Annotated in this window: 26 protein-coding genes; 16 read left to right on the top strand and 10 right to left on the bottom strand. The window is 59.8% G+C overall.

Annotation, left to right across the window (positions count from 1 at the left end):
- Nucleotides 1-79 precede the first annotated feature (79 nt).
- The gene (locus ACZ9BB_RS04240; RefSeq protein ID WP_476212677.1) at nt 80-820 is read left to right on the top strand and encodes an SDR family oxidoreductase; all 741 of its coding nucleotides are present in this window, start codon (nt 80-82) and stop codon (nt 818-820) included.
- 36 nt (nt 821-856) lie between these two features.
- Complete coding sequence (locus ACZ9BB_RS04235; protein ID WP_476212676.1) at nt 857-1453, top strand: 2-hydroxychromene-2-carboxylate isomerase; 597 nt, start codon at nt 857-859, stop codon at nt 1451-1453.
- Nucleotides 1454-1499: 46 nt separating this feature from the next.
- Here the strand turns inward: ACZ9BB_RS04235 and ACZ9BB_RS04230 are convergent, their stop codons facing one another.
- From ACZ9BB_RS04230 to ACZ9BB_RS04215, 4 genes are all read right to left on the bottom strand, one after another.
- Complete coding sequence (locus ACZ9BB_RS04230) at nt 1500-3308, bottom strand: aminopeptidase P family protein (protein WP_476212675.1); 1809 nt, start codon at nt 3306-3308, stop codon at nt 1500-1502.
- Nucleotides 3309-3363: 55 nt separating this feature from the next.
- Nucleotides 3364-4530 carry a cysteine desulfurase family protein gene (locus ACZ9BB_RS04225; RefSeq protein WP_476212674.1) on the bottom strand — a complete coding sequence of 389 codons (1167 nt, stop codon included), beginning with the start codon at nt 4528-4530 and terminating at the stop codon, nt 3364-3366.
- Nucleotides 4531-4735: 205 nt separating this feature from the next.
- Nucleotides 4736-5350 (bottom strand): LysE family translocator, encoded by a 615-nt coding sequence (locus ACZ9BB_RS04220; RefSeq protein ID WP_476212673.1) that lies wholly within the window; start codon nt 5348-5350, stop codon nt 4736-4738.
- 100 nt (nt 5351-5450) lie between these two features.
- Nucleotides 5451-5720 carry a hypothetical protein gene (locus ACZ9BB_RS04215; protein WP_476212672.1) on the bottom strand — a complete coding sequence of 90 codons (270 nt, stop codon included), beginning with the start codon at nt 5718-5720 and terminating at the stop codon, nt 5451-5453.
- Nucleotides 5721-5951: 231 nt separating this feature from the next.
- On the opposite strand from ACZ9BB_RS04215, the gene ACZ9BB_RS04210 reads away from it, so the two are divergent.
- From ACZ9BB_RS04210 to ACZ9BB_RS04170, 9 genes are all read left to right on the top strand, one after another.
- Nucleotides 5952-6410: a VOC family protein gene (locus tag ACZ9BB_RS04210; RefSeq protein ID WP_192344136.1), complete on the top strand. Its 459-nt coding sequence runs from the start codon at nt 5952-5954 to the stop codon at nt 6408-6410.
- 249 nt (nt 6411-6659) lie between these two features.
- Entirely contained in the window at nt 6660-7865 is a 1206-nt protein-coding gene (locus tag ACZ9BB_RS04205) for a PepSY-associated TM helix domain-containing protein (protein WP_476212671.1), read from the top strand.
- A complete protein-coding gene (locus ACZ9BB_RS04200) occupies nt 7862-8404 on the top strand; it encodes a thiamine pyrophosphate-binding protein (protein WP_476212670.1) in 543 nt (180 codons plus the stop codon). The genes ACZ9BB_RS04205 and ACZ9BB_RS04200 overlap by 4 nt, the downstream gene beginning before the upstream one ends.
- Nucleotides 8401-8733 carry a hypothetical protein gene (locus tag ACZ9BB_RS04195; RefSeq protein ID WP_476212669.1) on the top strand — a complete coding sequence of 111 codons (333 nt, stop codon included), beginning with the start codon at nt 8401-8403 and terminating at the stop codon, nt 8731-8733. Before ACZ9BB_RS04200 ends, ACZ9BB_RS04195 begins: the two co-directional genes overlap by 4 nt.
- Nucleotides 8730-9305, top strand: a complete 576-nt coding sequence (locus tag ACZ9BB_RS04190; RefSeq protein WP_476212668.1) for a DUF6162 family protein — start codon at nt 8730-8732, stop codon at nt 9303-9305. The genes ACZ9BB_RS04195 and ACZ9BB_RS04190 overlap by 4 nt, the downstream gene beginning before the upstream one ends.
- Before the next feature lie 35 nt (nt 9306-9340).
- Nucleotides 9341-10270, top strand: a complete 930-nt coding sequence (locus ACZ9BB_RS04185; RefSeq protein WP_476212667.1) for a metal ABC transporter substrate-binding protein — start codon at nt 9341-9343, stop codon at nt 10268-10270.
- Nucleotides 10267-11001: a metal ABC transporter ATP-binding protein gene (locus ACZ9BB_RS04180; protein ID WP_476212666.1), complete on the top strand. Its 735-nt coding sequence runs from the start codon at nt 10267-10269 to the stop codon at nt 10999-11001. Before ACZ9BB_RS04185 ends, ACZ9BB_RS04180 begins: the two co-directional genes overlap by 4 nt.
- Nucleotides 11001-11900 carry a metal ABC transporter permease gene (locus tag ACZ9BB_RS04175; RefSeq protein WP_476212665.1) on the top strand — a complete coding sequence of 300 codons (900 nt, stop codon included), beginning with the start codon at nt 11001-11003 and terminating at the stop codon, nt 11898-11900. The genes ACZ9BB_RS04180 and ACZ9BB_RS04175 overlap by 1 nt, the downstream gene beginning before the upstream one ends.
- Nucleotides 11901-12818, top strand: a complete 918-nt coding sequence (locus ACZ9BB_RS04170) for a metal ABC transporter substrate-binding protein (protein WP_476212664.1) — start codon at nt 11901-11903, stop codon at nt 12816-12818.
- Nucleotides 12819-12938: 120 nt separating this feature from the next.
- Here ACZ9BB_RS04170 and ACZ9BB_RS04165 read toward each other — a convergent pair whose 3' ends face one another.
- The 5 genes from ACZ9BB_RS04165 to ACZ9BB_RS04145 all read right to left on the bottom strand — a co-directional run bounded on the left by ACZ9BB_RS04165 (nt 12939) and on the right by ACZ9BB_RS04145 (nt 17433).
- Entirely contained in the window at nt 12939-13166 is a 228-nt protein-coding gene (locus ACZ9BB_RS04165; protein ID WP_223483848.1) for an MbtH family protein, read from the bottom strand.
- Between the two features lie 81 nt (nt 13167-13247).
- On the bottom strand, nt 13248-14660 hold the full coding sequence (locus tag ACZ9BB_RS04160) for a diaminobutyrate--2-oxoglutarate transaminase (RefSeq protein WP_476212663.1): 1413 nt from the start codon (nt 14658-14660) through the stop codon (nt 13248-13250).
- A 143-nt stretch (nt 14661-14803) separates the two neighbouring features.
- Nucleotides 14804-15289 (bottom strand): GNAT family N-acetyltransferase, encoded by a 486-nt coding sequence (locus ACZ9BB_RS04155; RefSeq protein WP_476212662.1) that lies wholly within the window; start codon nt 15287-15289, stop codon nt 14804-14806.
- 141 nt (nt 15290-15430) lie between these two features.
- Nucleotides 15431-16753 (bottom strand): ATP-binding protein, encoded by a 1323-nt coding sequence (locus ACZ9BB_RS04150; protein WP_476212661.1) that lies wholly within the window; start codon nt 16751-16753, stop codon nt 15431-15433.
- Complete coding sequence (locus tag ACZ9BB_RS04145; RefSeq protein WP_063341057.1) at nt 16753-17433, bottom strand: response regulator; 681 nt, start codon at nt 17431-17433, stop codon at nt 16753-16755. Before ACZ9BB_RS04145 ends, ACZ9BB_RS04150 begins: the two co-directional genes overlap by 1 nt.
- A gap of 336 nt (nt 17434-17769) precedes the next feature.
- Between ACZ9BB_RS04145 and ACZ9BB_RS04140 the strand changes: the two genes are divergently transcribed.
- The 5 genes from ACZ9BB_RS04140 (at nt 17770) to dsbG (ending at nt 23106) form a co-directional block, all read left to right on the top strand.
- Entirely contained in the window at nt 17770-18465 is a 696-nt protein-coding gene (locus tag ACZ9BB_RS04140; RefSeq protein WP_476212660.1) for a hypothetical protein, read from the top strand.
- A 180-nt stretch (nt 18466-18645) separates the two neighbouring features.
- Complete coding sequence (locus tag ACZ9BB_RS04135; protein WP_476212659.1) at nt 18646-19614, top strand: tetratricopeptide repeat protein; 969 nt, start codon at nt 18646-18648, stop codon at nt 19612-19614.
- Between the two features lie 140 nt (nt 19615-19754).
- Nucleotides 19755-21497 (top strand): protein-disulfide reductase DsbD, encoded by a 1743-nt coding sequence (gene dsbD / locus ACZ9BB_RS04130; RefSeq protein ID WP_476212658.1) that lies wholly within the window; start codon nt 19755-19757, stop codon nt 21495-21497.
- Entirely contained in the window at nt 21497-22363 is an 867-nt protein-coding gene (locus ACZ9BB_RS04125; protein WP_476212657.1) for a TlpA family protein disulfide reductase, read from the top strand. Before dsbD ends, ACZ9BB_RS04125 begins: the two co-directional genes overlap by 1 nt.
- Complete coding sequence (dsbG, locus tag ACZ9BB_RS04120) at nt 22339-23106, top strand: thiol:disulfide interchange protein DsbG (RefSeq protein ID WP_476212656.1); 768 nt, start codon at nt 22339-22341, stop codon at nt 23104-23106. The genes ACZ9BB_RS04125 and dsbG overlap by 25 nt, the downstream gene beginning before the upstream one ends.
- Before the next feature lie 47 nt (nt 23107-23153).
- On the opposite strand, the gene ACZ9BB_RS04115 is transcribed toward dsbG, so the two are convergent.
- Nucleotides 23154-23969, bottom strand: coding sequence for an alpha/beta fold hydrolase (locus ACZ9BB_RS04115; protein ID WP_476212655.1), 816 nt, complete (start codon nt 23967-23969; stop codon nt 23154-23156).
- Between the last annotated feature and the right edge of the window lie 33 nt (nt 23970-24002).

The raw sequence follows: 24002 nt of genomic DNA, 5'->3' as shown, positions 1-24002 counted from the left end.
TTGCGTAGCCCGATAGGCGCTTCAGCCGGATGCTGCTAACGTTCGTCAATCAATGACCGTTCAGCAAAGGGCGATATCCATGACCACCGCCATCAATAACAAGAAAGTCGTATTGGTCGTCGGCGCAGGCGATGCCACCGGCGGCGCCATCGCCAAGCGTTTTGCCCAGGAGGGTTTCGTCGCTTGCGTCACGCGTCGCAGCGCAGACAAACTTCAGTCACTGGTAGACGCTATCGAGGCGAGTGGCGGCGAGGCTCATGGTTTTGCCTGCGATGCGCGCAAGGAAGAGGACGTGATAGCGCTCATCGAGCAGATCGAAACCGGGATCGGCCCCATCGAAGCGTTCGTTTTCAATATCGGCGCCAATGTGCCGTGCAGCATCCTCGAAGAAACCGCTCGCAAGTATTTCAAGATTTGGGAAATGGCCTGTTTCTCAGGGTTTCTCAACGCCCGTGAAGTGGCCAAGCGCATGGTCACCCGCCAACGGGGCACGATCCTGTTCACCGGCGCCACTGCCGGCTTGCGCGGAGCCGCGGGTTTCGCCGCCTTTGCCGGCGCCAAGCATGGGATTCGCGCCTTGGCCCAAAGCATGGCCCGAGAACTGGGACCGCTGAACATCCACGTCGCTCATGTCGTAGTCGATGGCGCCATCGACACCGACTTTATCCGCGATAATTTTGCGCAGAAGTACGCGACCAAGGATCAGGACGGCATCCTCAATCCCGAGCACATTGCTGAAAACTATTGGCACCTGCACAGCCAGCCACGGGATGCCTGGACCTTCGAGCTGGACCTGCGCCCCTGGAACGAACGCTGGTAAGCCCTCCCCAACAACAATAAGAAGAGCACATCGACCATGAGCAAAACCGTGGAGTTCTTTTTCGACCTCGGCAGCCCGGCCACTTACCTGGCTTATACCCAACTGCCGAAGATCTGCGAGCAGACCGATAGTCAGCTGATCTACAGACCGATGCTGCTGGGTGGCGTCTTCAAAGCTACTGGCAATGCTTCTCCCATCACCGTACCGGCCAAGGGTCGCTACATGTTTCAGGACCTGGACCGCTATGCCAAACGCTATGGCGTACCGCTGAAGTTCAACCCGCACTTTCCCATCAATACCCTGATGCTGATGCGCGCTGTCACGGGTATGCAACTGCGTCACCCCGAACGCTTTCAGGCGTTTATCAATTGCCTGTTTCACGCTCTTTGGGTTGAAGGACGCAGCCTCGATGATCCAGCGACCGTCGCCGCCGTATTGACACAAAACGGTTTTGATCCGAACGAAGTGCTGGCGCTGACCGCCGATGAGGACGTCAAGGCAGCCCTCAAGGAAAACACCGAGGAAGCGGTTCAACGCGGTGTATTCGGTGCGCCGAGCATGTTTGTCGAGGGTCAGCTGTTCTTCGGTCAGGATCGGCTGGACTTCGTCCTTGAAGCCCTGCGTGCGCAATAGCCAGGCATGACCCAGGCGCTGGAAACAGCGCCTGGGCTCAAGCCGATCAAATAGCCGCAGTCCGTGTGTTCAACCACTCAAGGGCTGCGCCATCGAGCAACGGGCTCAGGCGCTCGCGCACTTCGGCGTGGTAACCGTTGAACCATTGCTTCTCGTCTTCGCTCAGCAGCGATGGTTCCAAGCAGCGGGTGTCGATCGGGCATAGGGTGAGGGTTTCGAATTTCAGGAATTCACCGAATTCGCTCTTGCCCGCTTCGCGGTTCAATACCAGGTTCTCGATTCGCACACCCCAGCGACCCGGACGGTAAGTGCCCGGTTCGATGGACGTGATCATGCCCGGCTGCATCGCGGTTTGCGGTGCAGCCGCGGCCTGGTAGGCGATGACTTGCGGGCCCTCATGGACGTTGAGGAAGTAGCCGACGCCGTGACCGGTGCCATGACCATAGTCGACGCTTTCGGCCCAGATCGGCGCGCGGGCGATGGCGTCCAGCAACGGCGACAGGATGCCTCGTGGAAACTGTGCCCGGGAGAGTGCAATCACGCCTTTGAGTACTCGGGTGCAATCGCGCTTCTGCTCATCAGTCGGCGTTCCGACCGGAACCATTCGAGTGATATCGGTGGTGCCACCCAGGTATTGGCCGCCGGAATCGATCAGCAACAGGCCGTCACCCTCGATCACCGCATGCTCTTCTTCGGTGGCGTGGTAATGCGGCATCGCGCCGTTGGCGTTAAACGCGGCGATGGTATTGAAACTCAACGACACATAATCCGGTCGCCGGGTACGGGCCGCGGTCAGGTGTTCGTCGATGGTCAGCTCAGTGATGCGCTCACGACCCCATGCTGCTTCCAGCCAGGCGAAAAATTCGCACAGCGCCGCGCCATCCTGCTCCATGGCGCGACGAATGTGCTCGGCATCGGCCAGGCTTTTCTGCGACTTGGCCAGGGTGGTCGGGTTCAAACCTTCGAGCAGTTTCACATCGCTGTTCAGGTTATCCAGCAGACCCGCGGTAACCCGCGCCGGATCGACTTGCAGGCTCGCGCCACTCGGTACGGCGCGCAAGGCGTCAGCCACTTCGCTGTAGTCGCGCAGGGTCACGCCGTCTTGTTCGAGAATGGCGCGCAGCTCGGCGCTCACTTTGCTCAGGGCCACGAACAAGGTGGCCTGCTGTTGATTGATCAGGGCGAAGGATACGAACACCGGGTTGAATGACACGTCACCGCCGCGCAGGTTGAACAACCAGGCGATGTCATCGAGGGTGGCGATGAAATGCCAGTCGGCCCCCCGCTCTTTCAGCACTTCACGCAGCTGGGCGAGCTTTTCACCACGGCTGACGGTCGCCTGAGGCGGCAAGTGTTGATAGATCGGTTCGTTCGGCAGGCTCGGGCGGGCGCTCCAGACTTCGTTCAGCAGATCAATATCGGTGCGCAGACGTGCACCACGCTCTTCGAGTTTGCTACTCAAGGTACGTGCCGAAGCCACGGCCATCACCGCGCCATCGACCGCGACGACACCGCCTTCAGGGGTTTGCTCGGCCAGCCAATCGAGCGGGCCGGGTTGGCCCGGTTGCAGCTTGACCAGTTCGATGCCGCTACCCTTGAGTTCCTTGCTCGCTTGTTCCCAATAGCGGCTGTCGGCCCATACACCGGCAAAATCCGGTGTGACGATCAGCGTGCCCACCGAGCCATGAAAACCCGACAGCCACTGCCGCCCCTGCCAATATCCCGGCAGGTATTCCGACAGGTGCGGGTCGGCCGACGGCACCAGCAGAGCATGAATGCCCTCCCGGCTCATCAGTTCGCGGGTTTGCGCCAGGCGCTGGGGTACCAATCCATTGGTCAAAGGCTGTGTACTCATCGTGTCTCCTGCTAACCACTCATCATTATTATTCGGTGCCGATCGGAGTCGGCGCTTAAGGACCTGTCACCCAGAATGCCGGAGCGCTGGCGCAAGCTGCTTTAATCAGTTGTACCGCTTGATCGATATCCTGCTCGGTGGTGAAGCGCCCCAGGCTCAAGCGAATGGTGCGACTGGCCGAACGCGCGTCATGCCCCAGGGCCAGCAGCACATGGGACGGCGCATTGCTGGCGGAATTACAGGCCGAGGTCGCGGAAAATGCGATCGAGGTACTCAATGCCGCAGAACTGAACTCGCCTTCGTTGAAAGTCAGGCTCAGGGTATGGGGAATGCGCTGGGTCGGGCTGCCATTGAGACGCACGCCGGGAATGCTCAGCAGCGGCTCGAGCAAGCGTTCACGCAGACGCGTGATGGTGGCTTTTTCTTCATCGAACGAGGTGGCCGCCAACGCGAAGGCTGCACCCATTGCGACAATCTGGTGCGTCGCCAGAGTGCCGGAACGCAACCCGCCTTCGTGACCGCCGCCGTGGATCTGCGCCTGCAGGCGCTGTTGCGCCCGAGGACCGACATACAGCGCGCCGATACCTTTGGGGCCGTAGACCTTGTGCGCCGAGAACGACATCAAATCCACCGGCCACCGGGCCAGGTCGATTGCCACTTTACCCGCGCCCTGAGCCGCATCGACGTGGAACAACGCATCGCGATCACGCACCACTTGCCCGATGGCAGGAATGTCGTTGACGGTGCCCAGTTCGTTGTTGACCAGCATCAGCGACACCAGAAAGGTGTCCTCGCGCATCGCCTCGCTGACTGCTTGTGGGGTAATCAGGCCTTCGGCATCGGGCACCAGATACGTCACCGCAACGCCTGCGTCCTGCAATTGTTTTGCAGTGTCGAGAATCGCTTTGTGTTCGATCTGGCTGGTGATGATATGGCCGCCGGATACACCGCGGGCCTGGGCCACGCCCTTGAGGGCAAGGTTGTTGGATTCGGTGGCGCCGGAGGTCCAGACAATCTGCTCCGCCTGGGCGCCTACCAATTCGGCGACCTGGCGCCGTGCTTGCTCAACCGATTGCCGGGCCTGTTGGCCGAAGGCGTGGGAACTTGACGCCGGGTTGCCGAAGTTACCTGTGAAACCCAGACACTCGACCATGACCTTGATGACCCGCTCATCCACCGGCGTGGTGGCGGCGTAGTCAAAATACAACGGACGTTTATTCATAAAAGACTCGCAGAGCGTGTTCCGGGATCAGGAAGCTCGTCACTGGAAGTTTCAAAGCGCCGCCTCATGAGCGACGCCGAATTTTCAGAACGACAGCAATACCTGATCGGAGGCCATTAAAGAAGAACAACTTCATTTAAAAGTGCGTAGGAACGCTCCTGAAGTCGAGCTTAACAGGCATCGGGCCACCGGATGAAGCAATGCGTCAGCTAAAACTGTCGAGCAACAACGGATACATCGAAGCCACCAACAATAAGGCCATACCCCAGTTGAACAGCCGCAACCAGCGGCGATCGCGCAGCACATTGCGCAACAGCGTACCGCAGCCGGCCCACACCCCGACGCTTGGCAGGTTGATCAAGGCGAAGACCGCGGCAATCACAATCACATTGGTGAAATAGCCCTGCATCGGCGTGTAGGTGCTAATGGCACCGATGGCCATGATCCAGGCCTTGGGATTGACCCATTGAAACGCTGCCGCGCCCAAATAACTGATCGGCTTGCCCTCGCCTTGTTCACCCTCGGCTACCGGCCCGGAATGAGCAATCTTCCACGCCAGATACAGCAAATACGCCGCGCCGACATAGCGCAATACGGTGTATAGCACCGGATAAGTTTGAAACACCGCGCCCAGGCCGAAACCGACGGCGACCACCAGCACGAAAAAACCGCAGGTGATGCCCAGCATGTGGGGAATGGTGCGGTTAAAGCCGAAATTCACTCCCGATGCCAGCAACATGGTGTTGTTCGGACCTGGAGTGATCGAGGTGACAAGGGCAAACAGGGCAAAGCCCATCAGCAGGTCGAGCGAGAGTGTCATGGTGGCAGTCCATCAGGGTCAGTCAGGTATTGACCCTATCGCACGCCTTGAGGGAAACCCACGGACAGTTGCGTGAAAGTTCGAGCAGTACAGTCGTCGTTCAGCTTGGACGACCGTGGAGCTGTACCGTGCGTTCTGCGTTCATCTCGCCTTGTTTGTCGAAACTGAACGATTTTGCCGGCTGGCCAAGCAATTCGGCTTTCTTGGCGTGGTACTCGTCGAAAGACAAGCCGCGACGATTCAGGGCCTCCAGCGCCAGCTCCCGGGTTTCTTCGGCGGTATAAGGCCGCAGTTCCGGTGAAACATGGCTGGCACATCCGGCGAGAACGGAGACCGCGAGCAGCAAGAAAGTGGCGAGTAGAGGTTTCATTTCGGGTGTCCTGACATCTGTGTTCGGGGCAATGAACACAGGCTACCCGTACCGTTCGAAGGGCAGAAATCAACGCTCTCGATAGTGGGTATCAGGATCAAAAAGGATTGCAGTCTTTGGCAGCGCTACTGCTCGTCGGGCCCTCGGCCGTTGCGAAGGGGCTGACCTATAGTTATTCGACCGGAAATCGGCGAAGGAACACCTTAACCCCACAACAAAAGGAGAACCGTCATGAGCGTAAAACCTATTCCAGAGGGTTATCACAGCATCACCCCTTATCTGGGCATTCAGAAAGCTGCCGAAGCCATCGACTTCTACAAGAAAGCCTTTGGTGCCACCGAAGTCATGCGCCTGGCCATGCCCGATGGCGGCATCGGGCATGCCGAACTGCGTATCGGCGACTGCCCGATCATGCTTGGCACACCCTGCGACCAGGGTCCATTGAGCAACCCGGACAAGTCGCCGTCCGTTGGCCTGCACCTGTATGTGAACGATGTGGACAAGTCCTTTAAACAGGCCATCGATGCCGGTGCCACGCAGGTGTCCGAGGTCAAGGATCAGTTTTATGGCGACCGCTCGGGGACGTTGAAGGATCCCTACGGGCATCTGTGGTTTCTGGCCACGCGCAAGGAGGATTTGACTCAGGAACAGATTGAACAGCGGGCGAAGGAGATGTTTAAGCAGGGTTGAGATCTTCGGTGCCCGATCTGGCCCCATCGCCAGGCTCGCGATGGGGCCATCACATTCAACATCAATATTGACTGCTCACAGAAACACGAAACATTTACTTTCATATCCCCTTTCGGGATTTTCGATGCTCATACGTCTTATTTAGATGCAGTCGGTCGCGTAGGCAAAAGCCACGGCCGGACTTTTCATGGGCCGTAATGCTGGGAAGCCCGCAGCAGAGGTCCTCTCATCGAAACAAGACCTTTAATCATGTCGAAGAAATCCCGCTCAAAACTCTGGTTTCTGGTCCATGGCTGGCTGGCGCTGCCCATCTGGTTCTTTGTACTGATCGTTTGTGTGACCGGCACGCTGGCGGTGGTCAGTCAGGAAATCGTCTGGCTGGCCAACCCGCAAATGCGTGCCAGCCCGCCTTCGGACGATGCGCCGCTGCTCAACTATGACCAGATCGTCGCCGCCATCAAACAGGCCGAACCCCAAACGCTGGTTCAGAGCATCAGCCGTCCCGACGAGTCGCATTTCGCCCTCGATGTGGACGTCAGTTACCCGGACGGACGCTCGGTGACGGTCTATGTAAACCCCTACAGCGGGGTGATTCAGGGCACTGCACCGCAATTCAATTTCAAGGCGTTCACCCGCGCACTGCATGGTTGGTGGCTGGTGCCGTTCACCAACGGCTATAGCTGGGGCTGGTATCTGGTGTCGTTCCTCGGGCTACCGATGCTGGCATCGCTGGTGACCGGGCTGGTGGTCTACAAACGGTTCTGGAAGGGCTTCTTCCGACCGACCCTGCGCATTCGTCATGGCGCACGGATTTTCTGGGGCGACTTTCACCGGCTCAGCGGCATCTGGTCGATCTGGTTCATCGCGGTGATCTCGATCACCGGTACCTGGTTTCTGATCAAGGCGATTCTGTTCGATAACCAGATTTCGATTACCACCGAACCGGTGGTGTCGGTCGTCTCACGCGAAAGCGTGCCGTTGACCAGCACCGGTAAACCGGCCGCGATGATCAGCCTGGAACAGGCGATTAAGGTCGCTCAGGAACAAATCCCCGGACTTGAAGCGAGTTTCGTCAGCCTGCCGGGCAACGCCTACAGCCACCTCTCGGTGGGCGGAAGAAGCTGGTATCCGCTGATGTTCCAGACGGCCGAGGTCAACCCGTACAACGGCGATATTGCCAGCACACGGCTGCTGTCCGATCGCTCCAGCCTGGAATTCGTGACCGAGTCGATGCGTCCGTTGCACACCGGTGACTTTGGCGGGATCTGGATCAAGCAGATCTGGTTTTTCTTCGGTTTGCTCCTGAGCATGATGGTACTCAGCGGATTGCTGATCTGGACCAAACGCACCGCCCTGGCCACTGCCAATGCGTTCAAGCGCAGCAACAAGGTCGCGCGCCCGGTGTCGAGGCCGCAAACGGTCATGAGCAACCAGACTCCGGAGGGCAACCTGTGAGCAAGACGATCACCGCACCGCAGTCTTCGCCCGCGAGCCGGCTCTGGCGCAAATGGCGTTACCACCTCAACATTTTATTGCTGCTGATCCCTTTGGGCTTTATGCCCAAATACCTTGCGGACGCGTCACTGTTTCGCGGCGACAGCGGACTGGGGCAGCGGGAGATCGGTGAAATCCAGGTCGGTCCCTGGAGCCTGCGACTGGCCGAACTGCGCAATGAGGCGCCCCTGTTGACCGGTCCCGCCGGCTACATGAAAGGCTTCAATGCAGCGCTGTGCGAGCGCTGTCGCGATGAGGTCAAGGCGACGTACCTGCGCATCGGCAAACCCCGCAGCCTGCGCGCGGCCGGGGTGATTTTCTTTGGTACGCCCTACCGCATGGGCGCTTCGCTGCCGGTGCCTGAAAAGACCAAGACCGACGCCGAGCTGTGGATCACCATGGAAGGTTGGGACGGCGCCATGCATCAAGCGTCCATCCCCCTGAGCCAGGCATCCCCGGCCACCCTCGCCTGGCTGAACAAACAAGGAGGCAAACCATGATCAACGCTTTTCGCCCTCTAATAAGTGCCGCGCTATTGGTGCTTTGCGCCGGTTTCAGCGTCAGCGTCCTGGCCCATAACCCGATGTGCGAATGCAAGGCCATCGATGCCGAACAGATCCAGTGCACCGGCGGCTTCTCCGACGGCAGCGGCGCGCCGGGTGTGACCCTGGACGTGATCGGCTACGACGAAACCATTCTGGTGCCGGGCAAGCTCGGCGCCGATTCGACCCTGACATTCAAGAAGCCCGGTGCCGAGTTCTACGTGCTGTTCGACGCCGGTCCCGGCCACGTCGTCGAGATCGACCAAGCGGACATCCAGGCCCCATGACTACACCAACCACGCACATCGTCCGCCCGGCCGGTGCCGGCCATGAAACCCTCTATGTGTTGCTGTTGTGCCTGATGATCCTGGCGGTTGCCGGCTCGGTGGTCGCCTGGCGCGGCGAGACTCAGGAAGTGAGCAGCGTTGGCAGCCATCAACTGGATGCCCGTCGCGACCTGAGCGCCTCCGAGCAAGGCATCTATGCCGACCTACGGGTCACGTTGGATGAAATCCATCTGTTGCGTCTGGAACAGCAGGCGTTGCCCACGCCCGCCACCCTCGCCGATGAAGGTTTTGCGCCGTTTGCCCAAGACGCCAGTTCCGTCAGCCGCGGTGGCCATGCCTGGCAGTTGCTGAACACCAAGGCCTACTTCGGCCAGAGCCAGGCCCCTACCGTGGCCGGTTCGTTTCTGATGCGCTTGACCGCTGAAGACGACACCGCGCCGGACATCTGGCTCAACCGCGGCAGCGCCCTCACCGCCCCGAACGATCTCACCGACGCTGCGCTCAACGGCGCCGGCTGGCAGCAGATCGTCGCCCAATTCGATGCCGGCGTGACTCGCCAGCATCGGCATTGAACCCTCGCCTTCACTCGAGAGAAGACCGCTTGCCCATGCCTAGCTCATCTCAACGTCATTCCTTTTTGCGCTTGCTGCTGGTCGGCCTGTTTGCCTGCCTGCTGACACCTCTGGCTAATGCCGACTCAGCCAAACGCCTGCGCATCGGCATCACCCTGCACCCTTATTACAGCTACGTGGCCAACATCGTCGGCGACAAGGCCGAAGTGGTGCCGCTGATTCCGGCCGGTTTCAACCCGCATGCCTACGAGCCGCGGGCCGAAGACATCAAACGCATCAGCGGGCTGGACGTGATCGTGCTCAACGGCGTGGGCCATGACGACTTCGCCGACCGCATGATCGCCGCCAGCGAAACCCCGAACGTCAAGGTGATCGAAGCCAACGAAAACGTGCCCCTGCTGGCCGCCACCGGTGTTGCTGCCCGCGGTGCCGGCAAGGTAGTCAATCCGCACACGTTCCTGTCGATCAGCGCCTCCATTGCCCAGGTCAACAACATCGCCCGGGAACTGGGCAAGCTTGACCCGAGCAACGCCAAAACCTACACCCAAAACGCCCGCGCCTACGGCAAACGCCTGCGGCAGATGCGCGCCGATGCCCTGGCCAAACTGACCCAGGCGCCGAACGCGGAGTTGCGCGTGGCCACGGTGCATGCCGCCTACGACTATTTGCTGCGCGAGTTTGGCCTGGAAGTGACTGCCGTGGTCGAGCCGGCCCACGGCATCGAACCGAGCCCCAGCCAGCTGAAAAAGACCATCGATCAACTGCGGGAACTGGACGTGAAAGTGATCTTCTCGGAGATGGATTTCCCGTCCACTTACGTCGAGACCATCCAGCGTGAATCCGGGGTGAAGCTGTACCCGCTGTCGCACATTTCCTATGGCGAATACACCGCCGACAAGTACGAAAAAGAAATGACCGGCAACCTCAATACCGTGGTTCGGGCGATTCAGGAGTCTGGTGCATGACGGCTCAAGAAACCCTGACAACCGGGCCGACGCTGGATTTCGCCGAGGTCAGCCTGACGCTGGGGCGCACGACGATCCTCGACAAGGTGACCTTTGAGGTCCGGCCCGGCAGCGTGCATTCCCTGGTCGGCCCCAACGGTGGCGGCAAGAGTTCGCTGATCAAGACTTTGCTCGGGCAAATGCCGCATCAGGGTCGCTTGAGCCTGCAATGGCCCGGCGAACCGGGGACCATCGGCTACGTGCCTCAAGCGTTGGAGTTCGATCGCGGTTTACCGATGACCGTCGACGACTTCATGGCCGCCATGTGCCAGCGGCGTCCGGCGTTCCTCGGGCTGAGCAGGCATTACGCCGTGGCGATTGGCGAGGCCCTGGAGCGGGTCGGCATGCAGGACAAACGCAAGCGGCGCATGGGCGCATTGTCCGGCGGTGAGCGTCAGCGTGTTTTGTTGGCACAAGGGCTGATTCCGGCGCCGCAATTGCTGGTGCTCGATGAGCCGATGTCGGCGCTCGATGAGGCCGGCATTCAGGTGTTCGAACGGCTGCTGGGCGACTGGCGCCAGAGCGGCATCACCGTGCTGTGGATCGAGCATGATCTGGAAGCGGTCGGGCGCCTGGCGGACCGGGTCACCGGGCTCAATCGCCGGGTGCTGTTCGATGCCACGCCGAAACAGGCACTGACCCCGGAGCGACTGCTGACCTTGTTCTCGACCCATCCCCGGAGCACTGCCTGATGAGTTACGAAACCTTTCGTTTGATGGTCCAGGGCTGGGCCTCGTCGGGTTACCTGCCGGAAGCGCTGGCCTATGGATTTGTGGTCAATGCCCTGCTCGCCGGCCTGTTGATCGGCCCGGTGCTGGGCGGTTTGGGTACGCTGGTGGTGGTCAAGCGCTTCGCGTTTTTCTCCGAAGCAGTGGGCCATGCCGCACTGACCGGGGTGGCCATCGGCATTCTGCTCGGTGAACCCTACACAGGGCCTTATGGCAGCCTGTTCGGTTACTGCCTGCTGTTTGGCATTTTGCTCAACTACCTGCGTAACCGCACGGGGCTGGCGCCGGATACTTTGATCGGTGTGTTCCTTTCGGTGTCGTTGGCCCTGGGCGCCAGCCTGTTGTTGATTCTGGCGGGCAAGATCAACGTGCACATTCTGGAAAACGTGCTGTTCGGTTCGGTGCTGACGGTCAACGGCAACGACCTGCTGGTATTGGCCATCGTCGGTTCGCTGGTGATGGCGCTGGCCTTGCCGCTGTACAACCGCATCATGCTCGCCAGTTTCAATCCGCAATTGGCGGCGGTGCGCGGTGTGGCGGTGAAGACCCTGGATTACCTGTTCGTGATCCTGGTGACCCTGATCACGGTGGCGGCGGTGAAAGTCATCGGCGCGATTCTGGTCGGCGCCCTGCTGGTGATTCCAGCGGCGGCTGCGCGTTTGCTCAGCCAGTCGCTGAAGGGGTTCTTCTGGTGTTCGGTGCTGATCGCCACGGTCAGCACGTTGTGCGGAATCCTCGCGCCGATTGTTTTTGACCTGCCCATCCCGTCCGGCGCCGCGATCATCCTGGTGGCTGGTATCGCTTTCGCCCTGGCCGCCATCGCTCGCGGCATCGTCCCCAGTCTGAAAGGGAACCTCGGATAAATGTCTTTTTCTCTGCGTCAACTGACCCTGGCATTGACCTTCACATTGCCCCTGTGTGGGCTGGTAAACACACCGCTGCTCGCGGCTGACAGCGCCAAACCGTTGCGAGTGCTTGCCTCCCTGCCCATCACCTATGGCCTGGGCGAAGTCCTGCTCAAAGGCACCGATGTCAGCCTCGAGCGCGCCGCGCCGGCCAACCTGCCCGGCAGTCGGCAGACCGCTTACTTCACCGGCCGTGGCGCCCCGGCACTGAACAAACTGGCGATCGACGCCGATGCGGTGATCGGCTTGCGCTCGCTGTGGCCAGATGATCCGCTGTACCCGAACGCCCGTCGCAGCAACATCCGCATCATTGAAATCGACGCCGCCCGCCCGGTGGACGGCGCCCTGCCCGGCATCGCCGTACAGCCTGGCAGCAAGGTCGACGGTTTGAACAGTCAGCCTTGGCTGGCCAGCAACAACATGGGCCGCATGGCGGATGTCATGGCGGCGGATCTGGTACGCCTGGCGCCAGCGGCCAAACCGAAGATCGATGCCAACCTGGCCACGCTCAAGCAGCGCCTGCTCAAGCTCAGCGCCGACAGTGAGTCACGCCTGGCCAACGCCGACAACCTGAGTGTGATGAGCCTGAGCGATCATTTCGGCTACCTAATCGGCGGCCTTAATCTGGAGCTGATTGACCTCGATGCACGGCCGGACGCCGAGTGGACGCCCGAAGCCCTGACGCAATTGGGCGCAACGCTCAAAAACAATGATGTGGCGGTGGTGTTGCATCATCGGCAGCCGTCGGACGCGGTGAGAGCGGTGATTGACGAGGCTGGCAGTCGGTTGGTGGTGCTGAGCGTCGATGCGGCGGATCCGGTGGCCGAGTTGGAAGGGAATGTGGATTTGGTGATCAAAGGATTGAGTGGCGCGTAATTCTGGATGACCGCGTTATCGCTCATCGCGAGCAGGCGGCCTGACAGGCAACACAGAATCCAGACCAAGAAAAAACCCGCTGAGCCGGTAAGGTCAGCGGGCCTCTTTTTGCGCGGTGACTCAGTGAGCCACAGCCGCCTGCTCTGCCATTTTCTGGCGCAGGCTCAGTGGACGCATGTCGGTCCAGACTTCTTCGATGTAGGCCAGGCATTCCTTTTTCAGACCGCTCTTGCCCACGGTACGCCAGCCTTGTGGCACGGCTTTGTAGTCGGGCCAGATCGAGTATTGCTCTTCGTGGTTGACCACGACCTGAAAGAGGATGTCCTCGCGGTCGAATACTGACGTCATGCTGTCTCTCCATCGCTGTAGGGTGGGCTGCACAGTGGGTGCTGCCGTTATGTAGAAGGAACGTTCGAAGTGCCGAAAAATTTAGAGGCTGGCGGTGGCGGCGGCCATGGCCCTGCCGAAAATGTCGGCCACCCGATCGATTTCCGTGGCCGTGATCACCAGCGGCGGCAGGAAACGCACGACACCGCCGTGACGCCCGCCCAGCTCGAGGATCAACCCGCGCTTGAGGCATTCGCGCTGTACCAGCGGCGTCAGACGAGAAAATATCGGTGGATGACCTTGAGCGTCCGGCGCGCCGGTCGGATCGACCAGCTCGACGCCCAGCATCAAGCCGCGTCCGCGAATGTCGCCCAGTTGCGGGAAGTCTCGTTGCAGGATGCGCAAGTGTTCGCTCAAGCGTTCGCCCATGGCGGCCGCGTGCTCGCACACCTTGTGTTCGCTCAGGTAACGCATCACCGCAGAACCCGCGGCCATGGCCATCTGATTGCCCCGGAAGGTCCCGGCGTGGGCGCCCGGCAGCCAGGTGTCTAGCCATTCGCGATAGACCACCACTGCCAGCGGCAAGCTGCCGCCGATGGCTTTGGACATCACCACCACATCCGGAATGATCCCGGCGTGTTCGAAGGCGAACATCTTGCCGGTGCGGGCAAAGCCGCTCTGGATTTCATCGACGATCAGTGCAACGCCGGCCTTCTCGGTGATGCGACGCAAGCCGCGCAGCCAGTCGAGATCGGCTGGAATCACCCCGCCTTCGCCCTGCACCGCTTCAACGATCACGGCAGCAGGCAATTGCACGCCGGCCTCTGGATCATTCAACAGGTTTTCCAGGTAATTGAGATTGACCTGCACCCCCTGCGCGCCGCCGAGGCCGAACGGGCAACGATAATCGTAGGGATAGGGCATGAACTGCACGCCGCTGCTGAGCAACGCACCCAACGGTTTTTTCGGCCCCAGGCTGCCCATCAGGCTCAGCGCACCCTGGCTCATGCCGTGATAACCACCCTGAAATGACAACACGGTGCTGCGGCCGGTGGCGGTGCGCACCAGTTTCAGCGCAGCTTCCACGGCGTCGGTGCCCGTCGGGCCACAGAACTGGATTTTGGCTTCAGCGGCCAATGCCTGTGGCAACAGACCGAACAGGTCCTGGACAAACTGATCCTTGACCGGCGTGGTCAGGTCGAGGGTGTGCAACGGCAATTCATCGGTCAGCACTTGCTGGATCGCTTCGATCACCACCGGGTGGTTGTGCCCCAGGGCCAGGGTTCCGGCACCGGCCAGACAATCGATGAAACTACGGCCTTCAACGTCCTCGACATAAATGCCCTTGGCACGCTTGAGTGCCAGGGGAATGCGCCGCGGATAGCTGCGGGCATTGGATTCCTGCTGGCTCTGACGGGCCAGCAGCGGCGATTCGTTGAACTGATAAAGCGTCTCGGCAGGCGTCGGGACGGTCCGGGCCGGCTGATCTTCGATAAGGCTGGTAGCGACTGACATCTTTCGACCCCTCAATACGCTGTTGATAGTGACCAAAACTGCACACCGGGCAGGTGCGGTTCCCGTCACGGGGCGCACTTGCAGGTTTTCCTGTTCTGGAAACGCATCAGCACTTCAAGGATTTAGCCCCTCGATCAGCCTTTCTATAGGGGCGACGACAACACCTTGTGCATGGGAATGGCAAGGAGTCCCGCCACGGTGAAGGTTTCAGCACAAGCCCGGTACCCCAAACGGCGATAAAACGCTTCACCGGTACGGGTGCTGTTGAGCCGCGCCTGATGCAAACCCTGAGCGATCAACCACGTCTCGAGATCGTCCACCAGCGCCTGCCCGGCACCTCGCCGAAACCATTCCGGCTGCACGTAACAAAACGCGACCTTGCCACTGATCGCGGCCATGGCAACGCCGATTGGTTTGTCCTGCAGCAAGGCGATGTTCAGGTACAACCGCGGGTCGGCCAGCCACGGCTGTACGTGTTCGATGGTCTTGTTGTGGGTCCAGGTGGCAACGGTTCGCGGATCGTTGCGGTGGTCCAGCGCGCAGCCGACGCGGATGGAGCGCTCGACGATCCGGCTGATGATGCCGGCGTCGGCAGATGTTGCCTTGCAGATATGTATCGATGCATCCATGGCGCTGTTACCTCAATCCATTGAGTCAAAGCTGCCGGGGACGATAACGCTGTGGGGGGCGGGTGGCTAATTGGAGAGACGTTACATTTGGTGTGCGACACAGAACAAATGCAGGAGCTGTCGAAGGGGGTTTTGTATTGGTTAGACCGGTTGCAACGGCATCGTCAATTCAACCCGCAAGCCATCCGGCCGGCTGTCGAAATGCAAGGTGCAGCCGCAACGCTGGACGATGGCCTGGACAATCGCCAGGCCGAGGCCGCAACCGGTACTCTGGGCGTTGCGCCAGAAGCGTTGGGTCAGGTGTTGCAGGTCGTCTTCGGCAATTCCCGGGCCGTGGTCGCGCACCAAGAAGCGTACGCGATTGTCGGTGGTTTCCAGGCTCAGCTCCACCACCCCATCGCCTGGGGTATGGCGCAGGGCGTTGTCGAGCAAGTTGCGCAACGCGGCAATCGACAGTACCGCCGGCATTTGCACCGGGGCGCCAGAGAGTTTGACCGGCATCTGAAACTTGATCCGCTGACGATCACCACTGGCCGCATCCTGAATCGCCAGTTTCGCCACCTGCTCGGCGCTGCATTGCACGCCATCGTCGAATGACAAGCTGCCCTCGACGCGCGCCAGCAACAGCAATTGTTCAAGCGTGCGGTGCAGACGGTCGGCGCCCTCTTCGGCCCGGGCCAGGGACTGGTCCCGAGCGCTGCCTTCGGTCATGCGCGCCACTTGCAGATGGGTTTTGATCGCGGTCAGCGGGCTGCGCAACTCGTGCGCGGCATCGCCGGTCAGGCGCCGTTCGCGCTCGATGGTCTTGCCGATGCGCTGGAACAGCTGGTTCTGGGTTTCGAGCAGCGGTTGCAGTTCGCTGGGCAGCGGCTGGATCTGCAACGGCTCCAGAGAATCGGCGCTGCGTCGCATCAATGCATCGCGCATACGATTGAGCGGGGCCAACCCTTGGCCGATGCCGAGCCACAACAGGCACAGGCAGCCGAGCAACGCCACCCCGACCGGCACCGAGGCCGCCAGCAGAATGGACATGTTCAGCGCTTCGCGTTCGATCTGCCGGTCGGCGGTGGTAATGCGCACATCGCCGCGTGCCAGGGTAAAGCTGCGCCACGGCGCGCCGTCGATCATCTGATCGTGGAAGCCCATTTTCTCGGCTTCCAGCGCTTGCTCGGGATTGCTGTGGCTGCGGGCCAGAATCTCGCCACGCAACGAGCTGACCTGACAGGCCATGCCGCCAGGGATACTCAGCTGTTCAGCGCTGAAATGGGTCCCCTCGCCCTTGCTCGGCAACGCCGGCAGTTGCTCCAGCAGCCCGGCCACCATCCGCGCCGACGCCACCAGCCGCTGGTCCAGGGAAAACATCATCTGGTTGCGCAGATCACTGAGCATCCAGGCGGCGGCCAGGGCCCAGATCAGCGCAAACGCGGCGCCGAGGGTCAGGCTCAGGCGCAAACGCAGGCTCATCACTTCGATTGCTCTCCGCCATCGGCCGGCCCCAGGCGATAGCCCAAGCCACGCACGGTCTCGACGATGCCGTTGCCGAGTTTGCGCCGCAGGTGATGGATATGGACGTTAAGGGCGTTGCTTTCCAGTTCGTCGTTGAAACCGTAGACACTGTCCTTGAGTTGCTCGGTGGACAACACCCGGCCACGGTTATGCAGCAAGGCTTGCAACAGCGATTGTTCACGGCGAGACAAATCCACCGGCTGGCCGCCGAGCAGGGTTTCTCGGCTACTCGGGTCGTAGGTCAAACGACCATGTTCAATCAGATTGACGCTGCGACCCGCCACCCGTCGCAACAGCGTATGCAGACGGGCGGCGAGTTCGCGCAGGTCAAACGGTTTGAGCAAGTAGTCATCGGCACCGGCTTGCAGGCCGTCGACCCGGTCGGTGACCGAATCCCGCGCAGTGAGGATCAGCACCGGGATTTCGAGGCCATGGTGACGCAACTGCTGCAACAACTTGAGGCCATCTTCGTCCGGCAGGCCGAGATCGAGCACCATGACGTCGAACTCGGCCACCTTGAGCATCGCCCGGGCGGCGGAAGCAGTGGCCACGTGTTCCACCGTCAGGCCCTGGGCCGTGAGGCCGGCAACAATGCCGCTGGCAATCAGCTCATCGTCTTCGCAAACCAGTACGTGCATGGGAGCTCCATGAGCAAAAACGCGAGTCAAACAGATGTGGATTAAGCCGCAATTATGGCAAGCCCCGCGGCCGACGAGAAGCAGGCCTTTCGTTCAGTGGTCGTCCAGCGTACCAGATGGGTATTTGATGATCGCCTTAATCATTTTGGCACCCTCCTCTTAGTTGACTGAAACATATCAGCCTCAAACTGAAACAATCAACCCACAAAAAGCCATATCAAAGATCAATATCTAACGATAGTCTAACTCCGACATTAACACCCCACACCACCAGGCTCGAAGAGATGCCATTTATTTACTATAAACACTCTTCAGCCAACTGAAAGGAATCAGATCATGCCGACACTCAAGAATTTTGTTGCCGTCGATTGGCGCGCAGGAAAAGATAAAATTTACTTCTTCTTCAAAGACAGCAATACATACTCCAGATTTGATCTTGGCGAGAACAAGGTTGACGAGGGATATCCTGCCGAGATAACAGCCGATAACTGGGGAAGCTTTCACGCTCACGTCAAAGATCTGCGTTTCGGCTTTACAGTCACTGGGGTTGGGGGCCACCCGAACGGAGGTGATGACATTTTATGGCTGTTCTATTATGCCAATGGCACTCCGATGGTCTGTAAGTACGACCAGGATTACGACAAAGTCACCGGAACCTATCGTCTTGAAGATACGTTGTGGCACTCGCTACTTCCTTATTTCGACCGCATCGTGGCCGGCACATGGTGGGAAATATTCGGCTTCAAATATCTATTCAAGTTTTTGACGAATGACGGACACTACATCAACTTCAATTACACAACACAAAAAACATCAACAAAGCCCATCACACCTGACTCTTGGCCCGGATTGGGACCTTACAAAAACCGAATCATAACAGCCGTGCAAAACGACGCCCCGCTTTTCGACAGCTATTTCTATATCTTTCTGACCAACAACAGATACATCAGATACAACATAAAGGACAACAGGGCAGAGACGGGACCGACAACAATAGATGACGAATCCTGGCCAGGGTTGATACAAGACTGAGACCGCATCGGATTCCGCTTCCTGGGAGGATCATGCCTTGGGCCGGGGGGACCGCTGGCTTTTCTCCAGACGACGGGTGATTTCTCGCGCGTCATATATATATGTAACGCACGTCCTCCTTCTCACCTGAATAACCTGTGTGCGTACCACCCCAATTGTCCACTCACACAGGTATTGACTATGTATACACACTCATCCGCTTTGACAACTCTGTTCAGCTTGCTCAACACATTGAGCTCGCTGATTGCCCGGTTGACCAATGAGCAAGAAACCGCCAGAAAAAAGGGGCTGGAGCTCTACAACCTGGGGGAATACCGGGATTCGGAGGCTTATCTGACCATTGCCGCCACCGCTGGAGATCGTGAATCGCAGTACGCACTCGCAGAAGTCATCAGGCGCCGGGAAAACAACCTCAAGGAGGAGGATAAAACCCACGCCGACAGAGATTGGTACGCCCTGGCAGCAGCTCAGGGCGACGTCTACGCCCTGCTGCGATTGGCTGATGACGCGTCCCTTGAGCAAGCCAAAACACTTGCGCAAGGGCGTGCCGACAGCGGCGATGGCGAAGCCATGCTTCAACTTTATGAAATAACCAAGGATATCGCCTGGCTGAAAAAATCGGCTGAAGCAGGTTTTCTGGAAGGGCAATACATACTCGCCATCGTGTATGACAAGGACCACACCCTCATTCCGGATGCGATTGAACGCAGGTCCACTATCGACCGTTGGCTCAAACGTGCGGCCGAGGCGGGGTTCTCCCGAGCGATGCACTGGTACAGCAATCGCCCACCCATTAGCCATGATCTTCCCACCAGGAGAGAGTGGCTGATCAAAAGGGCGCAATTGAACGATGTAAACGCGGTGCTCGAGTACGGCTATGGGTTGGGTGGCGTCTATGAGGATGAGAATGGCGTCGATACCGAATATGGCTTCGAGAAGAACCTGATCAATAGTTACGGCCTCATTTGGCTGGTGCTCGATACCTCCCGGGAATCTCCGCGCTACAACACCGCGTTTAACAATCTTTCAATCATTGCGCAGGACATGTCCAAAGAAGACATAGAAGCCGGCAAGGCATTTGCCCAAGAGTGGAAGCGTACGCATCCCCCACTGTCGGAATTCAGATTGACCTACAGCGATCTTCAGTAAGCCATTAAGGATGATTCGCGCTGTGAATCCTGGATTCCAGCGCGAATCAGCCTGGCTAATAATCATGTCTTGCTCGTTAACACCGGGTTAATCGGCAGCCATCATCGTGCACGGCAATTGCAATGTTTAAGGCTTTGTCGATGCGCGGTTTTCTTGTTTTTCTTCTCTGGCTGTTTGCCAGCCTTGCTCAGGCGCAGCCGGGGAACAATCCATTCGACAGAAAACCCGACTTTCTACCCATCGAAAAAGCGTTCATCTTCACCTCCGAGCGCCTGGCGTCCGGTGAAACGCAATTGTTCTGGCAGATTGCCGACGGTTACTACCTGTACAAAAAACGCCTGAAGTTCGACGATTTGCCTGCGCAGTACAAACCGGTGTTGCCTGAAGGTGAAGCTCACAGCGATGAGTTTTTCGGTGAACAGCAGGTTTATCGCCAAGGCCTGGAACTGAAGATCCCGGCGGGTGCCAGCGGCCAGATCAAGGTGGGTTTCCAGGGCTGTGCCGATGCCGGGTTGTGTTATCCGCCCCACACTCAAGTGGTGTATTTAGGCAACACCACAATTCCGAGCCTTTTAAATGAGGCACCGGATCAAGCCTTGGCCAGCGACCTGCAACAAAGGGCGCTGGGCTGGAGCTTGCTGGTGTTCTTCGGCTTGGGCCTGCTGCTGGCTTTCACGCCTTGCTCGTTGCCGATGCTACCGATTCTGGCGGGATTGATCGTCGGCAGTGGCGCCACGCCCAAGCGCGGTTTTGCCCTGGCCGGCAGCTATGTGATCAGCATGGCGCTGGTGTATGCAGCGATGGGCGTGCTGGCGGCGCTGCTCGGTGCGAACCTTCAGGCGCTGCTGCAAAACCCTTGGTTGCTCGGCAGCTTTGCGGCGGTGTTCGTACTGCTGGCCTTGCCGATGTTCGGTTTCTTCGAGCTGCAATTACCGGTAGCGGTGCGTGATCGACTGGAACATGTTTCGCGCAATCAGCGCGGTGGCAACCTGATCGGTGCCGGTGTGCTGGGGGCCTTGTCCGGCCTGCTGGTGGGGCCGTGCATGACCGCTCCATTGGCCGGCGCCCTGCTCTATATCGCCCAGAGTGGCAATGCGCTGCACGGCGGGCTGATTCTGTTCGCCATGGGCATCGGCATCGGTATACCGCTGCTGTTGCTGGTGACCGTCGGTAATCGTTTCCTGCCCAAGCCCGGTGCCTGGATGAACCTGCTCAAAGGCGTGTTCGGCTTCCTGTTTCTCGCCACCGCGCTGCTGATGCTGCGCCCGGTGCTGGACGAATCGCTGTGGCTCGGGTTGTGCGGTTCCTTGTTGTTGATCGCCGCCTACAGCGCCTGGAAACAATCGCAAGGATTTGGCCGGGTTGCCCACCTGTTCGGCGCCAGTTCGCTGCTGTTGGGGCTGTGGGGCAGCCTGCTGGTGGTCGGCGCCGCCGGTGGCAGTGACGACCCGTACCAGCCGCTGCAGGTCTATAGCGTCAGCCGTGACGGCACCGGTGCAAGCTCCGTCGGTCACGACGCCTTCACCACGATCAAGGAACCAGCCGCACTGCAACGGGAGCTGGACGCCGCCCAGGCCCAGGGCCAATGGGTGCTGCTGGACTACTACGCCGACTGGTGTGTGTCATGCAAAATCATGGAAAAACAGGTCTTCGGCAAACCACAGGTGCTGCAAGCGCTCAGCGATGTGCGCTTGCTACGGCTGGACGTCACCGCCGACAATGCCGCCAGCCGCGAACTGCTCGGCCGTTATAAAGTGCCGGGGCCGCCAAGCCTGTTGTGGATCGGCCCCGACGGCGAAGAGCGCCGCAGCCAGCGCATCACCGGTGAGGTCGATGCTGGCACCTTCCTGCAACGCTGGACCACCACCCGAGACGCTCGTTAATGCTGACCTTTACCCTCGGCACCTTTGCCATCGCGCTTAATCACCTGCTGCTGATCAGTGCCCTGGCACTGGCGACTTTTGTCGGCTGGCGGGTGGCCAAGCGTGGCGGCGAGAACCCGGAGTCGGTGCTGTTCAGCCTGTTCCTGCTAGGCATGCTGACGGCCCGGGTCGGTTTCGTGATTGCCTACTGGGCGCAGTATCGCAACGATCCGTGGCAGATCATCGACCTGCGCGACGGTGGTTTCCTCGCCTGGCCGGGGGTGGTCGTGCTGTTGCTCGCCGCCTTGTATCGAGGCTGGCGTCGCCCGGGCATGCGTCGGCCGTTGGGCTTCGGCGTAGGCAGCGGTTTGGTGTTCTGGCTGCTGGCGACATTCTCCCTGAATATTTACGAACAAGGCACGCGTCTGCCGCAGATCACCCTGCGCAATGCCGCTGGGCAAACCATACAGCTCAGCGACTACCAGGGCGGTCCGCTGGTGATCAACCTTTGGGCCACCTGGTGCCCGCCCTGCCGCCGGGAAATGCCAGTGCTGGAAAACGCCCAGTTGCAACGCCCGGACCTGACCTTCCTGTTCGTCAACCAGACCGAAAGCATGCAAAGCGTCGCCACGTTCCTCGAAACCCAGGGCCTGAGCCTGACCAACGTGCTGTTCGATGGCAGCGGTCGATTGAGTCAGGCCGTGGGCTCCATGGCATTGCCGACTACGCTGTTCTATAGCCCCGACGGGTACCTGTTGGGCAGCCATCTGGGCGAACTCTCTGAAGCGAGCCTGGCCCGCGCCCTGGAAAACTTCGACACCCCGAACCCGGCCACCTCGGCCACGCCTTCAAGGAAACTGCCATGCTCCGCCTCCGCCACCTGCTGACGTTGACCCTGGGTGCTGCCCTGCTGCACTTGCCGTCGGTACAGGCCGAAGAACTGCCTGAAGCCATCAAGAAGATCGAAGCCAAGGGCGCCAAAATCGTCGGCACCTTCGACGCCCCCGACGGCCTGCGCGGTTACGCGGCGCAGTACCAGAACCGCGGCATGGCGCTGTATCTGACCCCGGACGGCAAGCATGTGCTGCTGGGCAATCTGTACGACGCCGACGGCAATGACCTGAGCAACGCGCCGTTGCAGAAACTGGTCTACGCGCCGATGGCCAAGGAAGTCTGGAGCAAGATGGAAGCGAGCAACTGGATCGGTGACGGCGACAAGAACGCACCGCGAGTCGTCTATTTATTCAGCGACCCGAATTGCCCTTACTGCAACATGTTCTGGGAACAGGCGCGGCCGTGGGTCAAGGCTGGCAAGGTGCAGCTGCGACACATCATGGTCGGCATCATTCGTGAAGACAGCCCGGGCAAATCCGCCGCGCTGCTGGCCGCCAAGGATCCGCAGAAAGCCCTGGAAGAACACGAGAAATCCGGCAAGGCCAGCTCGCTCAAGGCACTGAAAGACGTACCGCCGGCGATTCAGGCGAAACTGGCGGCGAACATGAAGTTGATGGAAGACCTGGAGTTGGCCGCCACCCCGGCGATTTTCTACATGGACGACAAGGGCCAACTGCAACAACAGCAAGGCGCGCCGTCGCCGGATAAATTGGTGAAGATTCTGGGGCCGAAGTAATCCCCACCGCCCCCATCGCGAGCAAGCTCGCGATGGCGTCAACAAGATCAATCAGTTCTTTCAGACAGAAACTTCAGCAGCGCCTCGGTGACAAATGCCGGGTTCTCCAGATTGGAGATATGCCCCGCCTGCGGCACCAGCACATACGGGCAACCGATCAATTCGGCCATCTCTTGGGTTTCCGACGGCGGCCGCGGTTTGTCCTGGTCACCGCACATCAACAGCGTGGTTTCAGGGTTCAGCTCGCCCAGGCGCGGCAACAGGTCATCACGACCAAAGGTAATCCGCCCCATCGGCACGATGCTTTCACGCAGACGGTCGGCCGGCAGCGCAGCCAGTTTCGTGCGCAAATCCTGATACAGCGCCGATTGCGGATCGATGCCCGGACGGAAGAAAATCGGCACCACGATGTCGAGCAACTGCGGCGAGATCTCACCGCTGTCTTCAATCTGTTTGAACAACGAGAAATAGTATTGGCGGGTCGGTTCCGGTTCGACGCCGACGTAGGTGTCCATCAGCACCAGCCCGTTGAGCCGCTGAGGTGCCGACAGCGCCAGTCGAACGCCCCACATGCCACCGACCGAAAGACCGACCAGCGTGACGCGATCGATGTCCAGATGATCGAGCAATGCCAGTGCCTGACGCGCCACATCATCCAGTGACTTTGTGCACTCGGGCATCCGCCCGGATTGGCCATGGCCCCACAGGTCCAGGGCAATGACCCGATAGTGCTGCGACAGCGCCGTAATCTGCGGTGCCCACATGGCCTGGTCCCACAGGTAACTGCCGGCCAGCAGAACCACAGGGCCCGTGCCTTGATCTATGTAGTGAAGCGCTTGTCCATCAACCGTTACGAAGGGCATCGACTGTCTCCCTGGTGAAATGAGATCCATAAA

This window comes from Pseudomonas sp. TE3552 (assembly GCF_056278945.1).
The sequence above is the reverse complement of the archived record's forward strand: the minus strand, read 5'-3'. Positions and strand labels throughout refer to the sequence as shown.

Excerpts from the sequence above, each read along its gene's own strand:
- ACZ9BB_RS04240 (WP_476212677.1), top strand. The coding sequence starts at position 80 with ATGACCACCGCCATCAATAACAAGAAAGTCGTATTGGTCGTCGGCGCA.
- ACZ9BB_RS04235 (WP_476212676.1), top strand. The coding sequence starts at position 857 with ATGAGCAAAACCGTGGAGTTCTTTTTCGACCTCGGCAGCCCGGCCACT.
- ACZ9BB_RS04230 (WP_476212675.1), bottom strand. The coding sequence starts at position 3,308 with ATGAGTACACAGCCTTTGACCAATGGATTGGTACCCCAGCGCCTGGCG.
- ACZ9BB_RS04225 (WP_476212674.1), bottom strand. The coding sequence starts at position 4,530 with ATGAATAAACGTCCGTTGTATTTTGACTACGCCGCCACCACGCCGGTG.
- ACZ9BB_RS04220 (WP_476212673.1), bottom strand. The coding sequence starts at position 5,350 with ATGACACTCTCGCTCGACCTGCTGATGGGCTTTGCCCTGTTTGCCCTT.
- ACZ9BB_RS04215 (WP_476212672.1), bottom strand. The coding sequence starts at position 5,720 with ATGAAACCTCTACTCGCCACTTTCTTGCTGCTCGCGGTCTCCGTTCTC.
- ACZ9BB_RS04210 (WP_192344136.1), top strand. The coding sequence starts at position 5,952 with ATGAGCGTAAAACCTATTCCAGAGGGTTATCACAGCATCACCCCTTAT.
- ACZ9BB_RS04205 (WP_476212671.1), top strand. The coding sequence starts at position 6,660 with ATGTCGAAGAAATCCCGCTCAAAACTCTGGTTTCTGGTCCATGGCTGG.
- ACZ9BB_RS04195 (WP_476212669.1), top strand. The coding sequence starts at position 8,401 with ATGATCAACGCTTTTCGCCCTCTAATAAGTGCCGCGCTATTGGTGCTT.
- ACZ9BB_RS04190 (WP_476212668.1), top strand. The coding sequence starts at position 8,730 with ATGACTACACCAACCACGCACATCGTCCGCCCGGCCGGTGCCGGCCAT.
- ACZ9BB_RS04185 (WP_476212667.1), top strand. The coding sequence starts at position 9,341 with ATGCCTAGCTCATCTCAACGTCATTCCTTTTTGCGCTTGCTGCTGGTC.
- ACZ9BB_RS04180 (WP_476212666.1), top strand. The coding sequence starts at position 10,267 with ATGACGGCTCAAGAAACCCTGACAACCGGGCCGACGCTGGATTTCGCC.
- ACZ9BB_RS04175 (WP_476212665.1), top strand. The coding sequence starts at position 11,001 with ATGAGTTACGAAACCTTTCGTTTGATGGTCCAGGGCTGGGCCTCGTCG.
- ACZ9BB_RS04170 (WP_476212664.1), top strand. The coding sequence starts at position 11,901 with ATGTCTTTTTCTCTGCGTCAACTGACCCTGGCATTGACCTTCACATTG.
- ACZ9BB_RS04165 (WP_223483848.1), bottom strand. The coding sequence starts at position 13,166 with ATGACGTCAGTATTCGACCGCGAGGACATCCTCTTTCAGGTCGTGGTC.
- ACZ9BB_RS04160 (WP_476212663.1), bottom strand. The coding sequence starts at position 14,660 with ATGTCAGTCGCTACCAGCCTTATCGAAGATCAGCCGGCCCGGACCGTC.
- ACZ9BB_RS04155 (WP_476212662.1), bottom strand. The coding sequence starts at position 15,289 with ATGGATGCATCGATACATATCTGCAAGGCAACATCTGCCGACGCCGGC.
- ACZ9BB_RS04150 (WP_476212661.1), bottom strand. The coding sequence starts at position 16,753 with ATGAGCCTGCGTTTGCGCCTGAGCCTGACCCTCGGCGCCGCGTTTGCG.
- ACZ9BB_RS04145 (WP_063341057.1), bottom strand. The coding sequence starts at position 17,433 with ATGCACGTACTGGTTTGCGAAGACGATGAGCTGATTGCCAGCGGCATT.
- ACZ9BB_RS04140 (WP_476212660.1), top strand. The coding sequence starts at position 17,770 with ATGCCGACACTCAAGAATTTTGTTGCCGTCGATTGGCGCGCAGGAAAA.
- ACZ9BB_RS04135 (WP_476212659.1), top strand. The coding sequence starts at position 18,646 with ATGTATACACACTCATCCGCTTTGACAACTCTGTTCAGCTTGCTCAAC.
- dsbD (WP_476212658.1), top strand. The coding sequence starts at position 19,755 with ATGCGCGGTTTTCTTGTTTTTCTTCTCTGGCTGTTTGCCAGCCTTGCT.
- ACZ9BB_RS04125 (WP_476212657.1), top strand. The coding sequence starts at position 21,497 with ATGCTGACCTTTACCCTCGGCACCTTTGCCATCGCGCTTAATCACCTG.
- dsbG (WP_476212656.1), top strand. The coding sequence starts at position 22,339 with ATGCTCCGCCTCCGCCACCTGCTGACGTTGACCCTGGGTGCTGCCCTG.
- ACZ9BB_RS04115 (WP_476212655.1), bottom strand. The coding sequence starts at position 23,969 with ATGCCCTTCGTAACGGTTGATGGACAAGCGCTTCACTACATAGATCAA.